The 17,628-nt window shown below is 69.2% G+C and carries 13 protein-coding genes; 10 read left to right on the forward strand and 3 right to left on the reverse strand.

Annotated features, from left to right (window positions below; all coding sequences use genetic code 11):
- From G6016_RS17670 to G6016_RS17505, 3 genes are all read right to left on the reverse strand, one after another.
- Positions 1-1,289, reverse strand: a 1,289-nt coding sequence (locus G6016_RS17670; RefSeq protein ID WP_182631884.1) for an FtsX-like permease family protein, incomplete at its 3' end; no start/stop codon positions are given.
- 8 nt (positions 1,290-1,297) lie between these two features.
- Positions 1,298-2,011: an ATP-binding cassette domain-containing protein gene (locus G6016_RS06620; RefSeq protein ID WP_182631885.1), complete on the reverse strand. Its 714-nt coding sequence runs from the start codon at positions 2,009-2,011 to the stop codon at positions 1,298-1,300.
- Between the two features lie 126 nt (positions 2,012-2,137).
- Entirely contained in the window at positions 2,138-2,860 is a 723-nt protein-coding gene (locus G6016_RS17505; RefSeq protein ID WP_182631886.1) for a peptidylprolyl isomerase, read from the reverse strand.
- Positions 2,861-3,032: 172 nt separating this feature from the next.
- On the opposite strand from G6016_RS17505, the gene G6016_RS06630 reads away from it, so the two are divergent.
- From G6016_RS06630 to G6016_RS06675, 10 genes are all read left to right on the forward strand, one after another.
- Positions 3,033-5,033 (forward strand): glycosyltransferase, encoded by a 2,001-nt coding sequence (locus G6016_RS06630; RefSeq protein WP_241729857.1) that lies wholly within the window; start codon positions 3,033-3,035, stop codon positions 5,031-5,033.
- A gap of 73 nt (positions 5,034-5,106) precedes the next feature.
- Positions 5,107-5,697: a phosphatase PAP2 family protein gene (locus G6016_RS06635; RefSeq protein WP_182631896.1), complete on the forward strand. Its 591-nt coding sequence runs from the start codon at positions 5,107-5,109 to the stop codon at positions 5,695-5,697.
- On the forward strand, positions 5,694-6,728 hold the full coding sequence (locus tag G6016_RS06640; RefSeq protein WP_182631887.1) for a decaprenyl-phosphate phosphoribosyltransferase: 1,035 nt from the start codon (positions 5,694-5,696) through the stop codon (positions 6,726-6,728). Before G6016_RS06635 ends, G6016_RS06640 begins: the two co-directional genes overlap by 4 nt.
- A 14-nt stretch (positions 6,729-6,742) precedes the next feature.
- Positions 6,743-8,779 carry an arabinofuranosyltransferase AftB family protein gene (locus tag G6016_RS06645; protein ID WP_182631888.1) on the forward strand — a complete coding sequence of 679 codons (2,037 nt, stop codon included), beginning with the start codon at positions 6,743-6,745 and terminating at the stop codon, positions 8,777-8,779.
- A gap of 185 nt (positions 8,780-8,964) precedes the next feature.
- Complete coding sequence (locus tag G6016_RS06650; protein ID WP_182631889.1) at positions 8,965-10,077, forward strand: alpha/beta hydrolase; 1,113 nt, start codon at positions 8,965-8,967, stop codon at positions 10,075-10,077.
- Between the two features lie 289 nt (positions 10,078-10,366).
- Positions 10,367-12,340: an alpha/beta hydrolase-fold protein gene (locus G6016_RS06655; RefSeq protein WP_182631890.1), complete on the forward strand. Its 1,974-nt coding sequence runs from the start codon at positions 10,367-10,369 to the stop codon at positions 12,338-12,340.
- Positions 12,337-12,840 carry a DUF732 domain-containing protein gene (locus G6016_RS06660; RefSeq protein WP_182631891.1) on the forward strand — a complete coding sequence of 168 codons (504 nt, stop codon included), beginning with the start codon at positions 12,337-12,339 and terminating at the stop codon, positions 12,838-12,840. Before G6016_RS06655 ends, G6016_RS06660 begins: the two co-directional genes overlap by 4 nt.
- A 129-nt stretch (positions 12,841-12,969) precedes the next feature.
- On the forward strand, positions 12,970-13,938 hold the full coding sequence (locus G6016_RS06665; protein WP_182631892.1) for a cutinase family protein: 969 nt from the start codon (positions 12,970-12,972) through the stop codon (positions 13,936-13,938).
- A gap of 166 nt (positions 13,939-14,104) precedes the next feature.
- Positions 14,105-16,060 carry a long-chain-fatty-acid--AMP ligase FadD32 gene (fadD32, locus tag G6016_RS06670; RefSeq protein ID WP_182631893.1) on the forward strand — a complete coding sequence of 652 codons (1,956 nt, stop codon included), beginning with the start codon at positions 14,105-14,107 and terminating at the stop codon, positions 16,058-16,060.
- A gap of 90 nt (positions 16,061-16,150) precedes the next feature.
- On the forward strand, positions 16,151-17,628 hold a 1,478-nt coding region (locus tag G6016_RS06675), incomplete at its 3' end, for a type I polyketide synthase (RefSeq protein ID WP_182631894.1).

The raw sequence follows: 17,628 nt of genomic DNA on the forward strand, positions 1-17,628 counted from the left end.
AGGTGGAGGGCGGCGACGAAGAGGAAGACCACTGCGGCGATCACCGCGACGAACAGGGTGGCCGTGCGCGCGGGGTGCGCGGCGGTCGGTGTCGACGTCGCGCGACGAGCGCCGGCCGGGGAAATCCGGGCAACCGACGCCATCGGCACCAGCGCGGCCACCAGGGAGGCGCCGAGCGCTCCGAGCGGCACCGCGATCATCGGGGCGACCGGGATCTCGATGTCAGACCAGGTCAGGGCGGGAACGCCGGGGATGTGCCCGACGAGCGGCACCACGATGTAGGCGGCCGCGATCCCCAGCGGCAGCGCCAGGATCGCGCCCAGCAGGGCGATGATGCCGGTCTCCAGGGCGATGATGGACGCGAGTTGGCCGCGGGTCGCGCCGATGAGGCGGAGCATCGCGAACCGTTCCCGGCGGCCGGGAAGGGACGCCCACACCACGGCGGCCAGGACCACGACGGCGATCATCGCCGCGATCAGGGCGAAACCGTTGATCATCGCGGTCAGGACCCCCATGCCGATCCCGTACACCTGCTCGGTCGCCGACACGATCTCCGAGGTCTTCTGGGGCCAGCCCACCGGGGTGGTGGAGTTGATCGCGCTGATGACCTCGTCCGGATCGGCACCCGGCTCGAGCCGGACAGTGACCTCGTTGACCCCGTCGATCCCGGCGATCGTGCTCGCGACGGGCAGGGTGACGAGCCCGTATCCGGTGGCCTGATAGGCGAGCGCGCCGCGGGTGTCGACGGACCCCACGACGGTGAAGGCGGCCTGTCCCGAGGCGGCGTTGCCGAGCACGACCGTGTCGCCGACCCGGAGTCCGGCGTCGCGGAGGAGATCTCGGTTCAGCGCGATCTCGGTTCCCTCTTCGGGCAGTCGGCCCTCGTCCAGGCGCTGCCAGGCGAAGTCGCCCGAGGGGATCGATTCCAGGACCGTCGGCAGAACGGAGTCGCCTGCCCAGAGCGCCGCGCTTCCCCGGGCCAACCCACTGGTGGACGCCACGCCCGGCAGTTCCGCGATCGATGAGACGTCGCCGGGGGACATGCTGCTTCCGCCGCCGAGGGCGGCGTCGGTGTCGACGGCGGCGCCCTGTTCACTGCGGACGACGATGTCGACGCCCTCGTGGGCCACGCCGGCACCCACGGACACCCGGTGCTGCATCGACGCGCCGAGAATCGACCCGGTCACCACCAGGACGCAGCCCAGGACCACCGCGATCAGCAGCCCCCGGGTTCGACCCGAGGTCCGGATCTCGTGAAGGGCGATCGTCAGGGGTGTCGGAGCGGCCACCGTCCCACTCACCGTTCGCGGCGAAGGACGCCGGAGTCCATGCGGAACTGCAGATCGGCCATGGCGGCGACCTTCTCGTCATGGGTGACGATCACAAAGGTCTGCCCGCGTTCCCGCGCCGCCCAGCGGATCATGTCCAGCAACTCGCCGCCCGACTCGGCGTCGAGTGCGCCGGTCGGTTCGTCGGCGAAGATCACCTCGGGCTGCGGCAGCAATGCGCGGGCGATGGCCACACGCTGTTGTTGACCGCCCGACAACTGGCCCGGGAGGTGGTCCAGCCGGTTCGAGATCCCGAGCATGCGGGCCAGATCGTCGACGTCGTGCTCGTTCACAGGTGTCCCGGCCAGGCGCATCGGGAGAACGATGTTCTGCCGGGCGGTCATGGTGGGGAGCAGGTGGAAGGCCTGGAAGACGAATCCGATGCGGGTTCGACGTAGCGCCGTCAACGCGCGGTCGCGCAGGGTGGTCAGCTCTGTGCCGCCGATTCTCACCGAACCCCGGTCCGGGGTGTCGAGACCGGCCAGCAACTGCAGCAGGGAGGATTTTCCGGATCCGCTGGGGCCCACGATCACGGCGATCTGGCCGCGTCCAACGGAAAGGGAGACGTCGTCAACGGCGACAACGGTGGTGTCAGTCGAATGGAACGTCAGGCTCAGTCCCTCGGCCTCGACGGGCAGCACCGTCGATGTCGCGCCCGCTGTCGGCGCTGTCGATGTCGTCACCCGTAAATACTTAGGGCAGCCTGGCCTAAATAGCAACAGGTGTGATCTACACGACGCCGAGGCGACGTCGCCCTGCCGCACGACCCGGCGCCCTCAGGCGGCGCCGGGTCGGGTTACTCGTGTGGGTCAGCTCTCGATGATTTGCACGGACTCGATGGTGTGCGTGGTCGACGGGGCGCCCTGCGCGCTGCCGTCGTCCTCGATCGCGGTGACGGTCTCCATGCCCTCGGTGACGATGCCGAACAGGCTGTAGCTCGGGGGCAGTGCGACGCCGGCGTCGCCGGTGACGATGAAGAACTGCGACCCGTTGGTGTTGGGGCCCGCGTTGGCCATGGCCATGGAGCCGATCTCGTACTCGCCGGCGGCGGGGAGCTCGTCGTCGAAGTCGTAGCCCGGACCGCCGGCGCCGGTGCCCTGCGGATCGCCGCCCTGGATCATGAATCCGGGGATGACGCGGTGGAACGTGATGCCGTCGTAGAAGTGATTGCGTGCCAGGAACACGAAGTTGTTGACGGTCTCGGGGGCCTTGTCCTCGAGGAGGTCCACGGTCACCTCGCCGGCATCTGTGGTGATCACCGCCGTGTAGTCGGCGCCCGGTGTCAGGCACATGGGCGGCGCGGAGGCGAATTCCGTCGTCCGCTCCTCGGTGCCCTCGGCGGGCGGGCACTCGACGTCCGCGGCGGCTTCGCTGGAGGAGTCGGAGCTATCGGAGGACGAGCCGGACGTCGCGGAGTCAGAACCCGAATCATCGGAACCGCACCCCGCGAGGGCCAGGGGAGCGGCGAGCGCGAGGACCCCCAGTGCGGTGCGGACGGTCGGGCGGCGACGGGCAGTTGTGGTGAGACGCATGAAAAGAACCTATGTCTTCGGACGCGCCGGTGCGCAACGGCGCGTGGTGAGAGGGGAGAATACGTCGCGCCGGGTACGATCGATCCGGCTTTCGCCGCGCAGAATTTCGGGGCGTCGGCCAGGCAAGCTGGACGAGGGCGGCTCCCGGCCGTCGGGATGGGGACGCGCGTACATGGAAAACCAGGGCCATCACGGGGCCGACGACGAGATCGCACGGTCGGTCGCGACGCTGGCGGAACCACGCGGCCTGGACTGCCTGCAGCGGATCATCCTGCCGCGGGCCGGCGAGCCACTCGACGTGCGGTCTCTGTACCTGGAAGAGGCGCCCACCAACGCCCGCCGCGCCCACTCGGCGAGCCGCACCACGCTGAGCATCGGTGCGGACAGTGAGGTCTCGTTCGCCACCTACTTCAACGCCTTCGCAGCGGCCTACTGGCGGCGCTGGACGGTCCTGGATTCGGTGGTCCTGCGGTTGACCGTCCGCGGCGCCGGCCGCGTCGACCTGTACCGCTCCAAGATCGACGGCTCGCGCATCGCGATCACCGGCGACGTCGTGGGCAGCCCAGGACAGTCCGATTCGGTGACGACGGTCGAGTTCGTCTGCGACCTCGGACCCTTCGAGGACGGCGGCTGGATCTGGTTCGACCTCACCTCCGACACCGACATCGAGCTGCTGGCTGGTGGCTGGTACTCCACCCAGGCCGCGCCCGCGACCCGACCCGACGCCGGCCCCGACGGTCGGCCCGACGAGTCGGTGCAGGTGCCCAACGACGGCCGCGTCACGATCGGCATCCCGACCTTCAACCGGCCCGGCGACGCCGTGACAGCGCTGCAGGCCCTGACCTCCGATCCGCAGGTGGACGCGGTGATCGACGCGGTCCTCATGCCCGATCAGGGCGACCGCAAGGTCCGGGACGAGCCGGGCTTCGCCGAGGCCGCCAAGGCGCTGGGGGACCGGCTGCACATCTTCGACCAGCCCAACCTCGGTGGATCGGGCGGCTACAGCCGCATCATGTACGAGGCCCGCCGGCTCACCGATTCGCCGTACATCCTCTACATGGATGACGACATCGAGATCGAGCCCGACTCGATCCTGCGCGCCCTGGCGTTCGGCCGGTTCGCGACCGTCCCGATGCTGGTGGGTGGGCAGATGCTCAACCTCCAGGAACGCAGTCACCTCCACACCATGGGCGAGGTCGTGGGCGCGCACGACTTCATGTGGACCGCCGCCCCGCACGCGGACTACGACTACGACTTCTCCACGTACCCACTGACGGACCGCGACAACCCCAAGCCGCTGCACCGTCGGATCGACGTGGACTACAACGGCTGGTGGATGTGCCTCATCCCGCGCGTGGTCGCGGAGAAGATCGGTCAACCGCTGCCGCTGTTCATCAAGTGGGATGACGCCGAATACGGCCTCCGCGCCCGGAGAGCCGGTCATCCGACGGTCACCATGCCGGGCGTGGCGATCTGGCACATGGCGTGGTCGGACAAGGACGACGCGATCGACTGGCAGGCCTACTTCCACCTGCGCAACCGACTGGTCGTGGCCTCGCTCTACCACGACGGAGACCACAAGGGAATCATGCAGTCCAGCCTCAAGGCGCTGGTCAAGCACCTGGTCTGCCTCGAGTACTCGACCGTGGCCATCCAGATCGAGGCCATCCGCGACTTCCTCCGCGGCCCCGAGGCACTGTACGAACTGCTGCCGACGGCACTGCCCAAGGTCAGGTCGATGCGCGCCGAGTATTCGGACGCCGTCGTCGTCCCCTCCGCCGTTGACCTGCCCGCCCCGTCGGGCGGGCCCGCCGGCATCCACACCGAGCCCAAGGGCAAGGTCCGCAAGGTCGTCGCCCTCGCCAGGGGGCTCGCCCACACGCTCTCGCGCGACGACAAGGTGCACCACGAGGTGCCGCAGGCCAACTTCCCGCCCATCGAGGCGCGGTGGTACTCGCTGAGCCGGGTCGACGGCGCCACCGTCACCACCGCCGACGGCCGCGGCGTCGTCTACCGCAAACGCGACCGAGACAAGGCCGCGGCGCTGTTCAGGGAGTCCGCGGCACTGCACCGGGAGCTGTACCGTCGCTTCCCCGAAATGCGTCGCCGCTACCGTGATGCGCACACCGAACTCGTGACCAAGGAGGCCTGGAGCCGTGTCTTCGACGCCTGACCCCGCCACACCGGCCGCATCCGGGGCCTCTGCCGGGGGCGGCTCAGCCCTCCCCGGGGAGCCGACGATCGAGATCCCCGTGCCGAGCGGTGAGGTGCGGCTGCTGGCCGACATCCAGCGCCGTCTCCTGCAGGTCCCGGGTTCGCGGGAGACCGCAGTGACGCTCTCGCACGTCGGCGAGCACGCGCTGGGGTGGATGGCCATCGCCGGTGCCGGCATGGTGCTCGACCCGGCACGCCGGGGCCGGTGGGCCATGGTCGGGGTCGGCACGTTCGGGGCCCACGCGACCTCCGTGGTGGTCAAGCGCATCGTCCGACGCAGGCGCCCCGCCCACCCGAGCGTCACCGTGGGTGTGGCCACCCCCTCCACTTTGAGCTTCCCCTCCTCGCACGCCACCTCGACCACCGCGTTCGCCCTGCTCGCGGGCTCGGTCACCGGGGTGCCGGTCGCGGCCGGTCTGGTACCGGTGATGCTCGCCTCCCGGCTCGTGCTGGGAGTCCATTACCCTTCTGATGTGCTCGCCGGCGCCACCGTTGGCGCGGGATGCGCAGCACTCACCCGTGCCGTCTGGCCCACCGTGGCCGTCCAGCGACTGCTGCCCGAGGCACTGCGAGAGGCCGAACCGGCCGCTGGCAGCACCGAAGATCCCGAGGAGAAGCGATGACCGATCAGACCGGAGCCCCGGCCACCCGGGGCGGGGGAGATCACCAGCTCTTCGGCTCCGAGCCGCACACGGCCAACGAGATCGACGACATCGCCGAGGCCACCGAGAAGTCCAAGGGCAAGCCGCCCAAGAACCTCCTCGACGGCATGATCAAGGCGCTCCGTCCACGCCAGTGGGTCAAGAACGTCCTGGTGATCGCGGCCCCCGCGGCGGCCGGTTCGCAGACCCTGACCGACACCTCGGTCCTGTTCCACGTGTTCATCGCGTTCGTGGCCTTCTGCATGGCCGCCTCGAGCGTGTACCTCATCAACGACGCCATGGACGTCGAGGCGGACCGCGCGCACCCGACCAAGCGCTTCCGGCCGATCGCCGCCGGCGTGCTGCCGGTCGGCATGGCCTACGCCATGGCGGTGGTGCTCATCATCGCCGCCATCGCCCTCTCCCTGGCGTTCGCGCACCCGGCGCTGGCGATCGTCGTGGCCGTGTACATAGTGCTGCAGCTGATGTACTGCTTCGGCCTCAAGCACCAGCCGGTCCTGGACATCGCCTTCGTCTCCTCGGGCTTCCTGCTTCGCGCGGTGGCCGGTGGCGCCGCCGCCGAGGTCGCAATCTCGCAGTGGTTCCTGCTGGTCATGGCGTTTGGCTCACTGTTCATGGCGGCCGGTAAGCGGTACGCGGAGCTGAGCCTGCACCTGAAGACCGGCGCCAAGATCCGCAAGGCGCTGGAGAGCTACACCCCCACCTACCTGCGTTTCGTCTGGACACTGTCGGCCACCGTGCTGGTGCTCTGCTACGCACTGTGGGCGTACGACCGGGGCGGGGATCCGGACTCGGTCGAGGGCGCGGCGATCTGGCTGCAGATCTCGATCGTCCCGTTCACCATCGCGGTTCTGCGCTACGCGGTGGACGTCGACGCCGCCCAGGCCGGCGAGCCCGAGGACATCGCGCTGGGCGACCGTGTCCTGCAGGTCCTCGCCGCACTGTGGGTGCTGACCGTGGTGATCGGCGTCTACGTCGTCCCGGTCATCTGATTCGGGCCCATGAGATGACGCACGACGCGGGGGCAGCGACTCGTCGGTGGTCCCAACCGGTCTTCTGGGCCGGCGTGGTGGCCATCGTTGCGATTTTCTTCGCGGGCGCCTGGCAGCGCCGGTGGATCGCCGACGACGGTCTCATCGTCCTGCGCACCGTCCGCAACCTCATCGCGGGCAACGGCCCGGTCTTCAACGCCGGTGAGCGGGTGGAATCCAACACCTCCACGGCGTGGACCTATCTCAACTACTTCACCCACGAGATCACCGGCGGCCGGCTCGAGCTGGTCGCGCTGGGGCTGGCGATCACGTTGAGCATGGTCGCCGTGGTGTGCGCGATGCTCGGCACCCGCGTGATGTACCGCGGCACCCGCCGCGCCCCCGCCGGCCCGCCGATGGTCCTGCTGCCGTTCGGGATCCTCATCTACGTGATGTTGCCGCCGGCGCGGGATTTCGCCACGTCGGGCCTGGAGACGGGCCTGGTGATCTGCTGGATCGGCGTGATGTGGCTGGGGATGCAACGCTGGGCTCGGGCCGAGCACCGCGAGAATCGCTTCGGGCTGCCCACCGTGGCCACCGCGGCGTTGGCGTTCATCGCCGGGCTGGGGCCGTTGGTGCGGCCGGAGATGGCGCTGGCGGCGGTGGTGTTCCTGGGCCTCATGGCCCTGGCCCGCCAGTCGTGGAAGCACCTGGGCTGGCTGGTGGTGATCGCCGGTGCCGCGCCGGTGATCTACCAGCTCTGGCGGATGTCGTATTACGCGCTGCCGTACCCGCTCACCGCCGTGGCCAAGGACGCCGGCGGGTCCAAGTGGGGCAAGGGCCTGGCCTACCTGTGGGATCTGCTGTCGCCGTACACGCTGCTGTTGCCGCTGGCGGTGGTCCTGATCGCGGGGCTGGTGTCGCTGTGGTTCGTGGCGAATCCGATCCCCGCGCTGCTCGCCCGACTGGCACGTGGCGACGGCCGAGGCCAGGGCCGGGGCCGCGCCGCAGAACAAGACCAAGATCAAAACCAAGATCAAGACCAGTACGACGACGAGACCATCAGCCGCCTGGATCTGATTCGGGGCGGTGCGCGCTCGACCCCGGTCGTCACCATCGCGTTCCTCGTCGTGGCCGCGGTCATGCTCGTGTACGTCACGCGCGTCGGCGGGGACTTCATGCACGGGCGCGTGCTGCTGCCGTCGCTGTTCCTGTTCCTGCTGCCGGTCTCGGTCGTACCGCTGCCTGTCGGGCCCGCGCGCGGGGAGCAGGACGGGTGGATGCGCCGTGTCGCGGTGCCGGTGGTCGCGGGGGCGTGGCTCGTCGTCGTCGGATGGGCGGTGACCATCGAGGTCACCCAGGACCCCTTCCGCGAGGAGCCCGAGTCCATCACGGCGGCCGGGATCGTGGACGAGCGCCAGTTCTACATCCAACGCACCGGGCACCGTCACCCGCTACTGGCCGAGGACTATCTCGACTTCCCGCGGATGCGCGCGCTGGTGCGGGAGGTCTCGGCCAACCGCACCGGAGCGGTGTTCCTGCCAGTACCCGGGTTCCAGGACCGCTGGGACGTGGTCTCCTACGACCATCCGCTGCCGGGCCTGGCCCCGTTCGAGTTGCCCGATGACCCCATGAAGACGGTGGTGTTCCTCAACCTCGGCATGACGAGCATGAACCTGCCGCTCGACGTGAAGGTCTACGACACGGTGGGGCTCGCGTCGCCGCTGGCCGCCCACACGGACCGCATGCAGGACGGGCGGATCGGACATGACAAATTCCTGCCATATGACTGGGTACTGGCTGAGACGGGCGTCATCGAGGACCCTGTGAATTTCCCGCGCTGGATCGATGTCAACTGGATCAACCAGGCCGAGGTGGCAATTCAGTGTCCTGCGACACAGGCACTCATCGAGTCGTATTCCGCCCCACTGACCACGGAAAGGCGCTGGTCAAACCTTGTAAATGCATTCTCATACGCCGAGTATCGAATGAACAGAATCCCTGCGTATGAGGTCCAGAGGTGCGGTTTACCCATGCCGGAGGAAGTGGAGAAGTATCAGGGCACTCGGTAGGGTGGCGCCTGCTGTTGTCTCGAATCGGTAACAGTCGAAGGACGAAATGACCTTCACCCTGTAACACCTGTCCCACAATGCGCGACAGTAACGATGTCGCAGTTCCGGCCCTCCCTGGTGGGGTCGGTCCGATGGACGTCACCGATGCCTTCCGGGGCACCAGGAACGAACAAAGGAACTCACGAATGTCCCACTCCACCCTCCGGCGCAGGTTTGCCGCCGGCCTCACCGCGCTGGCGACCGCCGCCGGGCTCATGGCGGGCGCCCCGGCCCTCGTCAATGCGCAGTCGGCGGGCTCCGGCTCCGGCGAACCGGCTCCGGCCGCGGCTCCGGCCCCGAGGGCCACCGCGTTCGGTGGGAACGAGGACCCGGACGGCCAGCGCGGAAGACTCCGTGCCGGATGTGTCTACGATGCGGTCCAGTCGTGGGTGCAGCTGTGCGAGGTGTGGTCGCCCTCGATGAACCGCCACATCAAGGTCCAGGTCCAGCCGGCCCGCCAGGGAGGCGGTAACGCAGGCCTGTACCTGCTCGACGGACTGCGTGCCCGGGACGACTGGAACGCCTGGACCCACGACGCCCAGGCCCAGCGGATCTTCCTGATGGACAACATCACGCTGGTCATGCCCGTCGGCGGCCAGGTCTCCTTCTACTCCGACTGGGAGCGGCCCATCAACCTGGGCGGCAACCTGCTCGAGTACAAGTACGAGACGTTCCTGACCCAGGAACTGCCGGTCTACCTCCAGAACGAGTTCGGTGTCTCCCCGACCAACAACGCGATCGCCGGTCTGTCGATGGGTGGTTCCGCGGCTGCGATGCTCGCCGCCAACTACCCGCAGCAGTTCAAGCAGGTCTCGGTGTTCTCCGGCTACATGAACCCCACCGCGCCGGGCATGTACTCGATGATCCCGCTCGCGATGTTCGACCAGTGCAAGTGTGACCCGTTCGCCATGTGGGGCCCGCCCGGATCCCCGGCCTGGGGCCGTCACGACCCGCTGCTCAACGCGGACAAGCTGCGCAACATCCCGATGTACGTGACCGCCGGCTCGGCCATCCCCGGCCAGTACGACCAGCCCTCCAGCCTGCAGGGTGTGTTCAACACCTTCAACGGCATCATCCTCGAGGGCCTGTCCCGCGGCTCGACCCTGGCTTTCCAGAACGAGATGAACGCCGCGCCGAACAGGGCAACGTTCAACTATCGCACCACCGGTATCCACGGCTGGGGCTACTGGAACGACGACCTCCAGGCCGCTCGCTCCGAGCAGATCCTGGACGTCATGAACGCCTACTCGACCTACTGACGCTTCGGCGTCGACCCATGGTCGGTCGTGATCCATCGCAGGATGACAATCGAATAAGAACGGATTCGCCGTAACTCAGCGAGTCCCACCCGTCACACCGGGGCCCCGTGCGTAGATTCACGTGCGGGGCCCCGGTCGTTGTCGCGACCACCGGGTTCGGCCGTGGCAGGGGAAACCACGGACGCACCACCCGGCAGGGCTCCGGTTGACGACGCCTGACGACCTATCCTGGTCGGCGGCGGCGACGTCACCACACACCCGACGACGCGGCAAGGAAGAGAAAAGCATTATGGCGACCCCCAGCGCATCCGCGACCCCCCGCACCAGGTGGGCCTCCTTTGTCGCGGCCCCGATCGTGGCGGGCATGGTGGGCTCAGGCCTCGTCGTCGCCCCCCTGGCCGTCGCCCAGGAGACGCCGGCCGCCCCCGCTCCGGCCCAGGAGGCTCCCACGCAGGTGAGCCCCGCCCCGGAGAGCCCCGCACGGGCAACTCCCGCACCGAACCCGGAGAACGCCCCCGACGCGCCCACCCTGCGCGTCCCCACCCAGCTTCCGTCCGGGGTGCGACTGGACCGCGTGGAGTGGAAGTCCGCGAACCGGGTGGCGCTGTGGGTGCAGTCGCCGGCCATGGGGCAGGCCATCCAGGTGCAGTTGATGCTCCCGGCCACGTGGAACTCCGAGCCGGACCGCACCTACCCGTCGCTGCTGCTCCTCGACGGGCTGCGAGCCCGCGATGATGCGAGCGGCTGGACCCTCGAGACCAAGATCTCCCAGTTCTTCGACGCCAAGAACGCCGTCATCGTCCTGCCGGTCGGCGGCGAGTCCAGCTTCTACACCGACTGGGTCTCCGACGCCAAGGGCGATCAGTACCAGTGGGAGACCTTCCTGATGCAGGAGCTTCCGCCGCTGCTGCAGCGCGACTGGCGCGTCGGCGACCAGCACGGCGTCGCCGGACTGTCCATGGGCGGCACGGCCGCGATGATGCTCGCGCAGCGCTACCCGGACTACTTCCAGTTCGCGGCCAGCTACTCCGGATTCCTCGACACCACCAGTTTCGGGATGCCCGAGGCCATCAAGGTCGCCATGCAGGACGCCGGCGGCTACCCCGCCGAGAACATGTGGGGACCGCTCGGCTCGGCACGCTGGCAGGAGCAGGATCCCAAGCTGCACGCGGAGAAGATGCGCGAGCAGAGCGTGTACGTCTCCGCTGGCAGCGGCAACACCGGCCCCTGGGATGAGCCGTCGGGCCTGCCCGGGATCCCCACCAACTTCCCCGGCTACGGGCTCGAGCTGCTGTCCCGGATGACCACGCAGACCTTCGTCAACCGCGCCCGCGAGGCCGGTGTCCAGGTCACTGCCAACTTCCGGCCGTCCGGCACCCATACCTGGCCGTACTGGCAGTTCGAGATGACCCAGGCGTGGCCGCAGTACGCCGCGGCGGTGGGTATCGAGAACGTCGAGGAGCAGTGCGCACCGGAGGGCGAGATCGCCCGACTCGCCGAGCGCGAGCCCGGACTCGGCCCGTGCCTGACGAATGAGTACGACGTGAAGGGTGGCAAGGCCACCGATTTCCGCTTCGGTCGGGTGTTCTGGTCGCAGGGGACCGGGGCGAACTCGGTCATCGGCGCGATCGGTGCCGCCTATCAGGCCGAGGACGGCCCCGACGGTTCGCTGGGCCTGCCGACCTCCGGGGAGAAGCGGACACCCGATGGCACCGGCCGCTACTCGGACTTCCAGAACGGCGTCATCTACTGGTCGCCCACCACCGGGGCCCACGCCGTGCGCGGCGCGATCCGGGCCATGTGGCAGGACCAGGGCGCCGAGCGCGGCGACCTCGGCTACCCGACCACCGACGAGATCGCCAACCCCAACAAGCCCGGCGTCGTCCAGGGCTTCCAGGGCGGCACCGTCTACTGGTCCGAGGAGACCGGGCCCAAGATCGTCAAGGGTGCGATCCTCAAGGCCTACCGTGAGGCCGGCGCGGAGAACTCCGCACTGGGATACCCCGCCACGGACGAGATCGCACTGAGCACCAGGAACGGGGCGTTCAACCGATTCCAGGGCGGCTACATCTACTGGTCGCGCGAGACGGGCGCCCATGTCGTGCCGCGCGGGCCGTTCTTCGAGGCCTGGGGCGAGGAGGGCTACGAGACCGGACGCCTCGGCTACCCGACCGGACCGGTGCGCACCACCGAGGAAGGCCAGGTACTGGAATTCGAGGGTGGCACGATCACCGTCTCGGGCGGTCAGGCGGAGGTCTCGTGAGGGCGCGCGGATTGGCTCGGGTCCCGGCGCTGGGTGCCGCACTGATCATCGCCGGCGGCATGCTCGCCGCCTGCGGTGGCGGCGACTCGACGGTGTCCGGCGTGCCGGACTCCCAGACCCTGGCACCGCCGCCGGGCGGCGCGTCCACGGATGCGTCCCGCGTGCCGGCGAGCGAGGATTCCGGCCGCTACACGGAGGCCCCCGGACCGGTCGCCTCGGATGCCTCCGGCTACGACGCCCCGGCAGTCGGCGCACGCGAGCGCGGCTACCTAGAGTCCCTCGAGCGTGAGGGTATCGAGACCGAGGAACTCCAGGATCCGCTGGTCGCGGCCGGCAACACCATCTGCCGGATCCGGACCACCGGCGGCGCCGCGGACGAGACCACGACCATCGCCGACGCGGTGGCCGGTCAGATCGTGGCGGGCGGCTACTCGGACCTGGAGGTCGACCAACTGTCCCGAATCGTCGTGGACGCCTCCGCCGGACAGCTCTGCCCCTGACGCCTGAGCCTCGCGTGAGAACCGCCACGTCGCTGAGGGTTCCGGAACCCGTGGCGCCGACCGCGCGTTGTACCGGGCACGACCGCTGACAGCGCTGCCCTGCGTGGTGGTCGGGAAGGAGTGCGAACAGTGGCTCGTGGATCACGTGGAGGATGTGGCCGTCGGCTCGGGTGCTCGATCGGAGCGCTCGTGTTGGTGGCCGCACTGGTGCTCGGCATCGGATGGTGGGTCGGCCAGCGTGGTCTACCGACCGGGCCCGACGGGCCCGGGCCCGGACCCGAAACCCCGCCCGAGATGGCGCAGCCGGCCGACTGCGCCGACGTGCAACTCCTCGCCGTGCCCGGGACGTGGGAGAGCAGCCCGACGGACGACCCGCACAATCCGACCTTCCTGCCCGAGGCGCTCCTGAGGACCGTCACCGATCCGCTGTCCGAGCAGTACCCGGACGACCGGCTCGAGGTCTACACCGTCCCGTACGTCGCCCAGTTCCGTAATCCGCAGAAGCCGGAGGAGATCCCCTACGACCAGAGTCGGGCCGAGGGCACCGACCGGGCGCGGGCGGAGATGATCGCCACGCACGAGCACTGCCCGTACACTTCGTTCATTCTTTTGGGCTTTTCTCAGGGTGCCGTGATCGCCGGGGACCTGACCAATGAGATCGGCACCGGGAACGGTCCGGTGCCGGCAGAGAACGTACTCGGGTCGATCCTCATCGCCGACGGCCGGCGACTCCCGGGCGAGGGCCAGTCCCCGGGACTGTCGCCGGGCAACGGTCAGGGCATGGAGATCTCACTTCAGCCGGTCACCGGATTCACGCAGTTGGTCGCCGGTGCCACCATGACCGGCCCACGCCCCGGCGGCTTCGGCACGCTCAACGACCGCACGGCCCAGATCTGCGACTCGCGCGATCTGATCTGCAATGCCCCGCTCAACGTCGTCGACGGCGCGGCCCGGTTCCAGGAGTTCCTCGCCAACAACGCGATCCACGCGATGTATGCGACGAACCCTGACGTCATCATGGGGACGACGGTCCCAGAGTGGACTATCGGTCACATTCGCGAACTCACCGACGGTGCTCCGGAGATCGCGCACGAGTAGGCCAGAACACGTGTTAATCGATCCGACACGCCAGATGTGGGCGTAAGTTCGGTAGTTCGGAGGTGGCCTGGGGCACGCTGTAGGATCGACCAAGCCTGTCGTCAGTGCACCCGCATGTCCGCGGTCGGCGACGTCGACCATCAGACACGGATCGGAACGGAGCAACGTGGAGTTCGCGCAGTACCACGACGCCAGCGGGGCGATCGTCATTCCTGATCGCACCACCCTTGTCGACTTTGTCGAGGAGAACGTCTCCACCGCCCGTAAGGACCCGGCGCAGGACGGGCTCATCTACCGGTACATGGACTACTCCCGGTCCCGCGACGGCGAGGTGCAGGAGCTCCTGTGGTCCCGTTTCGGCGACCGGCTCTACGCCATCGCGGCACGCCTGCAGCAGGTGGCCAAGCCGGGGGACCGGGTCGCGATCCTCGCCCCGCAGGGTCTGGACTACATCGTGTCGTTCTTCGCCGCGATCCATGCCGGACTCATCGCGGTGCCGCTGTTCGACCCGGACGAGCCCGGCCACCACGATCGGCTGCATGCGGTTCTCGGCGACTGCGCCCCCTCGGTGATCCTCACCTCCACCGAGTCCGCGGCCGGTGTCCGCACCCTGTTCCGTGAGCTGCCGGCCCGCCAGCGTCCGCGCACCGTCGCCGTCGACGCCATCCCCGACGAGCTCGGTTCCGGCTGGACCCGTCCGGAACTCACGGCCGACGACATCGCCTACCTGCAGTACACCTCCGGCTCCACCCGCGTCCCGGCCGGCGTGGAGATCACACACCGCAACGTCGTCACCAACGTCATCCAGCTCTTCGACGGTCTCGGACTCTCGCGGGCCTCGCGCGGCGTCACCTGGTTGCCGCTGTTCCACGACATGGGCCTGCTCAAGGTCATCCTGCCCGCGATGGGCGGCTCCACCATCACGGTGATGAGCCCACGTGCGTTCGTCCAGAGGCCCGGTCGCTGGGTCCGACAGCTCGCCGAGATGGGTGCCGAGGAAGGCGTGGACGGCGTGTTCGCGGCCGCACCCAACTTCGCGTTCGAGCACGCCGCCCGCCGCGGCCTCCCGCGCGACGGTGAGACGCTCGACCTGTCCGGCGTCACCAGCATCATCAACGGCTCCGAGCCGGTCACCCCGGCCTCCATGCGCGCCTTCAACGAGGCCTTCACGCCGTACGGGCTGGCGCCCACCGTGATCAAGCCGTCCTACGGCATGGCCGAGGCGACCCTGTTCGTGTCCTCGCCGCGCAAGGACGACGAGGCGGTCGTCATCCACGTCGACCGTGCTCGCCTCAACGAGGGCGTCATGTCGGTCCTCGATCCGTCGCAGGTCGAGGGCAACGAGGATGCGATCCCGCAGGTCGCCTGTGGCTACATCGCGCCGAGCCAGTGGGCCGCGATCGTGGATGCGAACGTCGACGAGGCCACCGGGGAGCACGACGGCACCGGTCGCGAACTGCCCGAGGGGCGGGTCGGTGAGATCTGGCTCCACGGCACCAACGTCGGCGAGGCCTACTGGGGTCGCCCCGAGGAGTCGCAGGCCACGTTCGGCAACCTGCTGACCGAGCGGCTGCCGGAGGGCAGCAAGACCGTCCGCGAGTTCGGCACCGTCCCCGACGACGCGCGCTGGCTGCGCACCGGCGACTACGGCGCGTACGTCGACGGGCAGATCTACATCACCGGCCGGGTCAAGGACCTGGTGATCGTCGCGGGCCGCAACCACTACCCGCAGGACCTGGAGAACACCGCCCAGGAGGCCTCGGACGCGCTGCGCCCGGGCTTCGTGGCCGCGTTCTCGGTCCCGGCGAACCAGCTGCCCATCGATGCGCGTAACGGCGCGGAGATCGCGGCCGATGATTCCTCGGAGACCCTCGTCCTGGTGGGCGAGCGCGCCCCCGGCGCCGGCAAGGCGGATCCCGGTCCCATCGCGGACGCCGTCCGATCGGCGATCTCCGCCCGGCACGGCGTCACGGCACAGGACGTGCTCCTGGTGCCCGCCGGTTCGATCCCGCGCACCTCCAGCGGCAAGATCGCCCGACGTGCGTGCAAAGCCGCGTACGTGGACGGCACGCTGCGCGGAGGACACCAGCAAACCGCCTTCCCGGACCTGCCGACGGAGTAGCGTCCGGCGGCCGGGCAGGCCCGAAGGCACCACCGGTGCACCGCTGCGCGGGACACCGGATGACATCCGAGGAAAGGCGAGCCACCACAGATGGCACAGAGCGAGATGACGGTAGTAGAGCTCCGCGAGTGGCTGCGGGGCTGGGTCTGCCGCGCCACCGGCCTCGAGCTGTCCAAGGTGACCGATGACCGGTCGCTGGAGGAGTACGGACTGTCCTCGCGCGACGCGGTGACCCTGTCGGCCGACCTCGAGGACCTTCTCGGTCGTCCGCTGGACGCCACCGTCGCCTACCAGCACCCCACCATCGCGACACTGGCCGAGTACGCGATCAACGGCCCCGTCGAGTCCGACGAGCCCGTCGACCTGCACACGTTCCGTGAGCGGGGCGCCGGCATGGAGTTCGACGTCGCGATCATCGGCATGGCCACCCGCTTCCCCGGCGGCGCCGACACCCCCGAGGCCACGTGGGAGCTCCTGTCCTCCGGCCGCGACGCGACCGGGCCTCGCCCGGCCAGCCGCTGGTCCGAGTGGGCCGGTGACGCCTACGTCCAGCAGGTCCTGGCCGAGGCCCCCGACAGTGGCGGCTGGCTCGCCGACGACGAGGTCCGGGACTTCGACGCCGAGTTCTTCGGCATGAGCCCGCGCGAGGCCGAGATGGTCGACCCGCAGCAGCGGCTCGCACTCGAGCTCACCTGGGAGGCCCTGGAGAACGCCCACCTGCCGGCCAGCGACCTCAAGGGCCACGAGGTCGGCGTGTTCATCGGCTCCTCGTCGAGCGACTTCCAGGTCTTCCTCACGGCCGACTCGGCGGCGGCGTCGCCGTACGCGGTCACCGGTGCCTCCAACTCGATCATCTCCAACCGGGTGTCGTACACGTTCGACTTCCGCGGACCGTCGATGACCCTGGACACCGCCTGCTCGACCTCGCTGGTGACGATCCACGAGGCCGTCAATTCCCTGCGACTGCACGAGTCGGACCTCGCCGTGGCCGGTGGCGTGAACATGATGCTCGCGCCCGCCGCGACCATGGGCTTCGCCAAGACCGGTGCCGCACTCAGCCCGGACGGCAAGATCAAGGCCTTCTCCTCGGACGCCAACGGCATCTGCCGCGCCGAGGGCGGCGGCGTGTTCATCCTCAAGCGCCTGTCCGAGGCCGAGCGGGACGGAGACCAGATCCTCGCCGTGATCAAGGGCTCAGCCGTCAACTCCGACGGCCGTTCCAACGGCATGACCGCGCCCAATCCCGACGCCCAGGTCGCCGTGCTGCGCCAGGCGTACGCCGATGCGGGCGTCAACCCACGCGAGGTCGACTACATCGAGGCCCACGGCACCGGCACCATCCTCGGTGACCCCATCGAGGCCAGCGCGCTCGGGCAGGTCCTCGGCCGCGGCCGCGACGCCGACAAGCCCACCCTGCTGGGGTCGGCCAAGACCAACTTCGGCCACATGGAGTCCGCCGCCGGCGCGGCCGGACTGGCCAAGGTCGTCCTCGGCATGAACAAGGACGCCCTGCCGCCGACGCTTAACTTCGCGGGCCCCAACCCGTACATCGATTTCGACACCGCCCG

This window comes from Dietzia aerolata, assembly GCF_014144865.1.
GTDB lineage: Bacteria > Actinomycetota > Actinomycetes > Mycobacteriales > Mycobacteriaceae > Dietzia > Dietzia aerolata.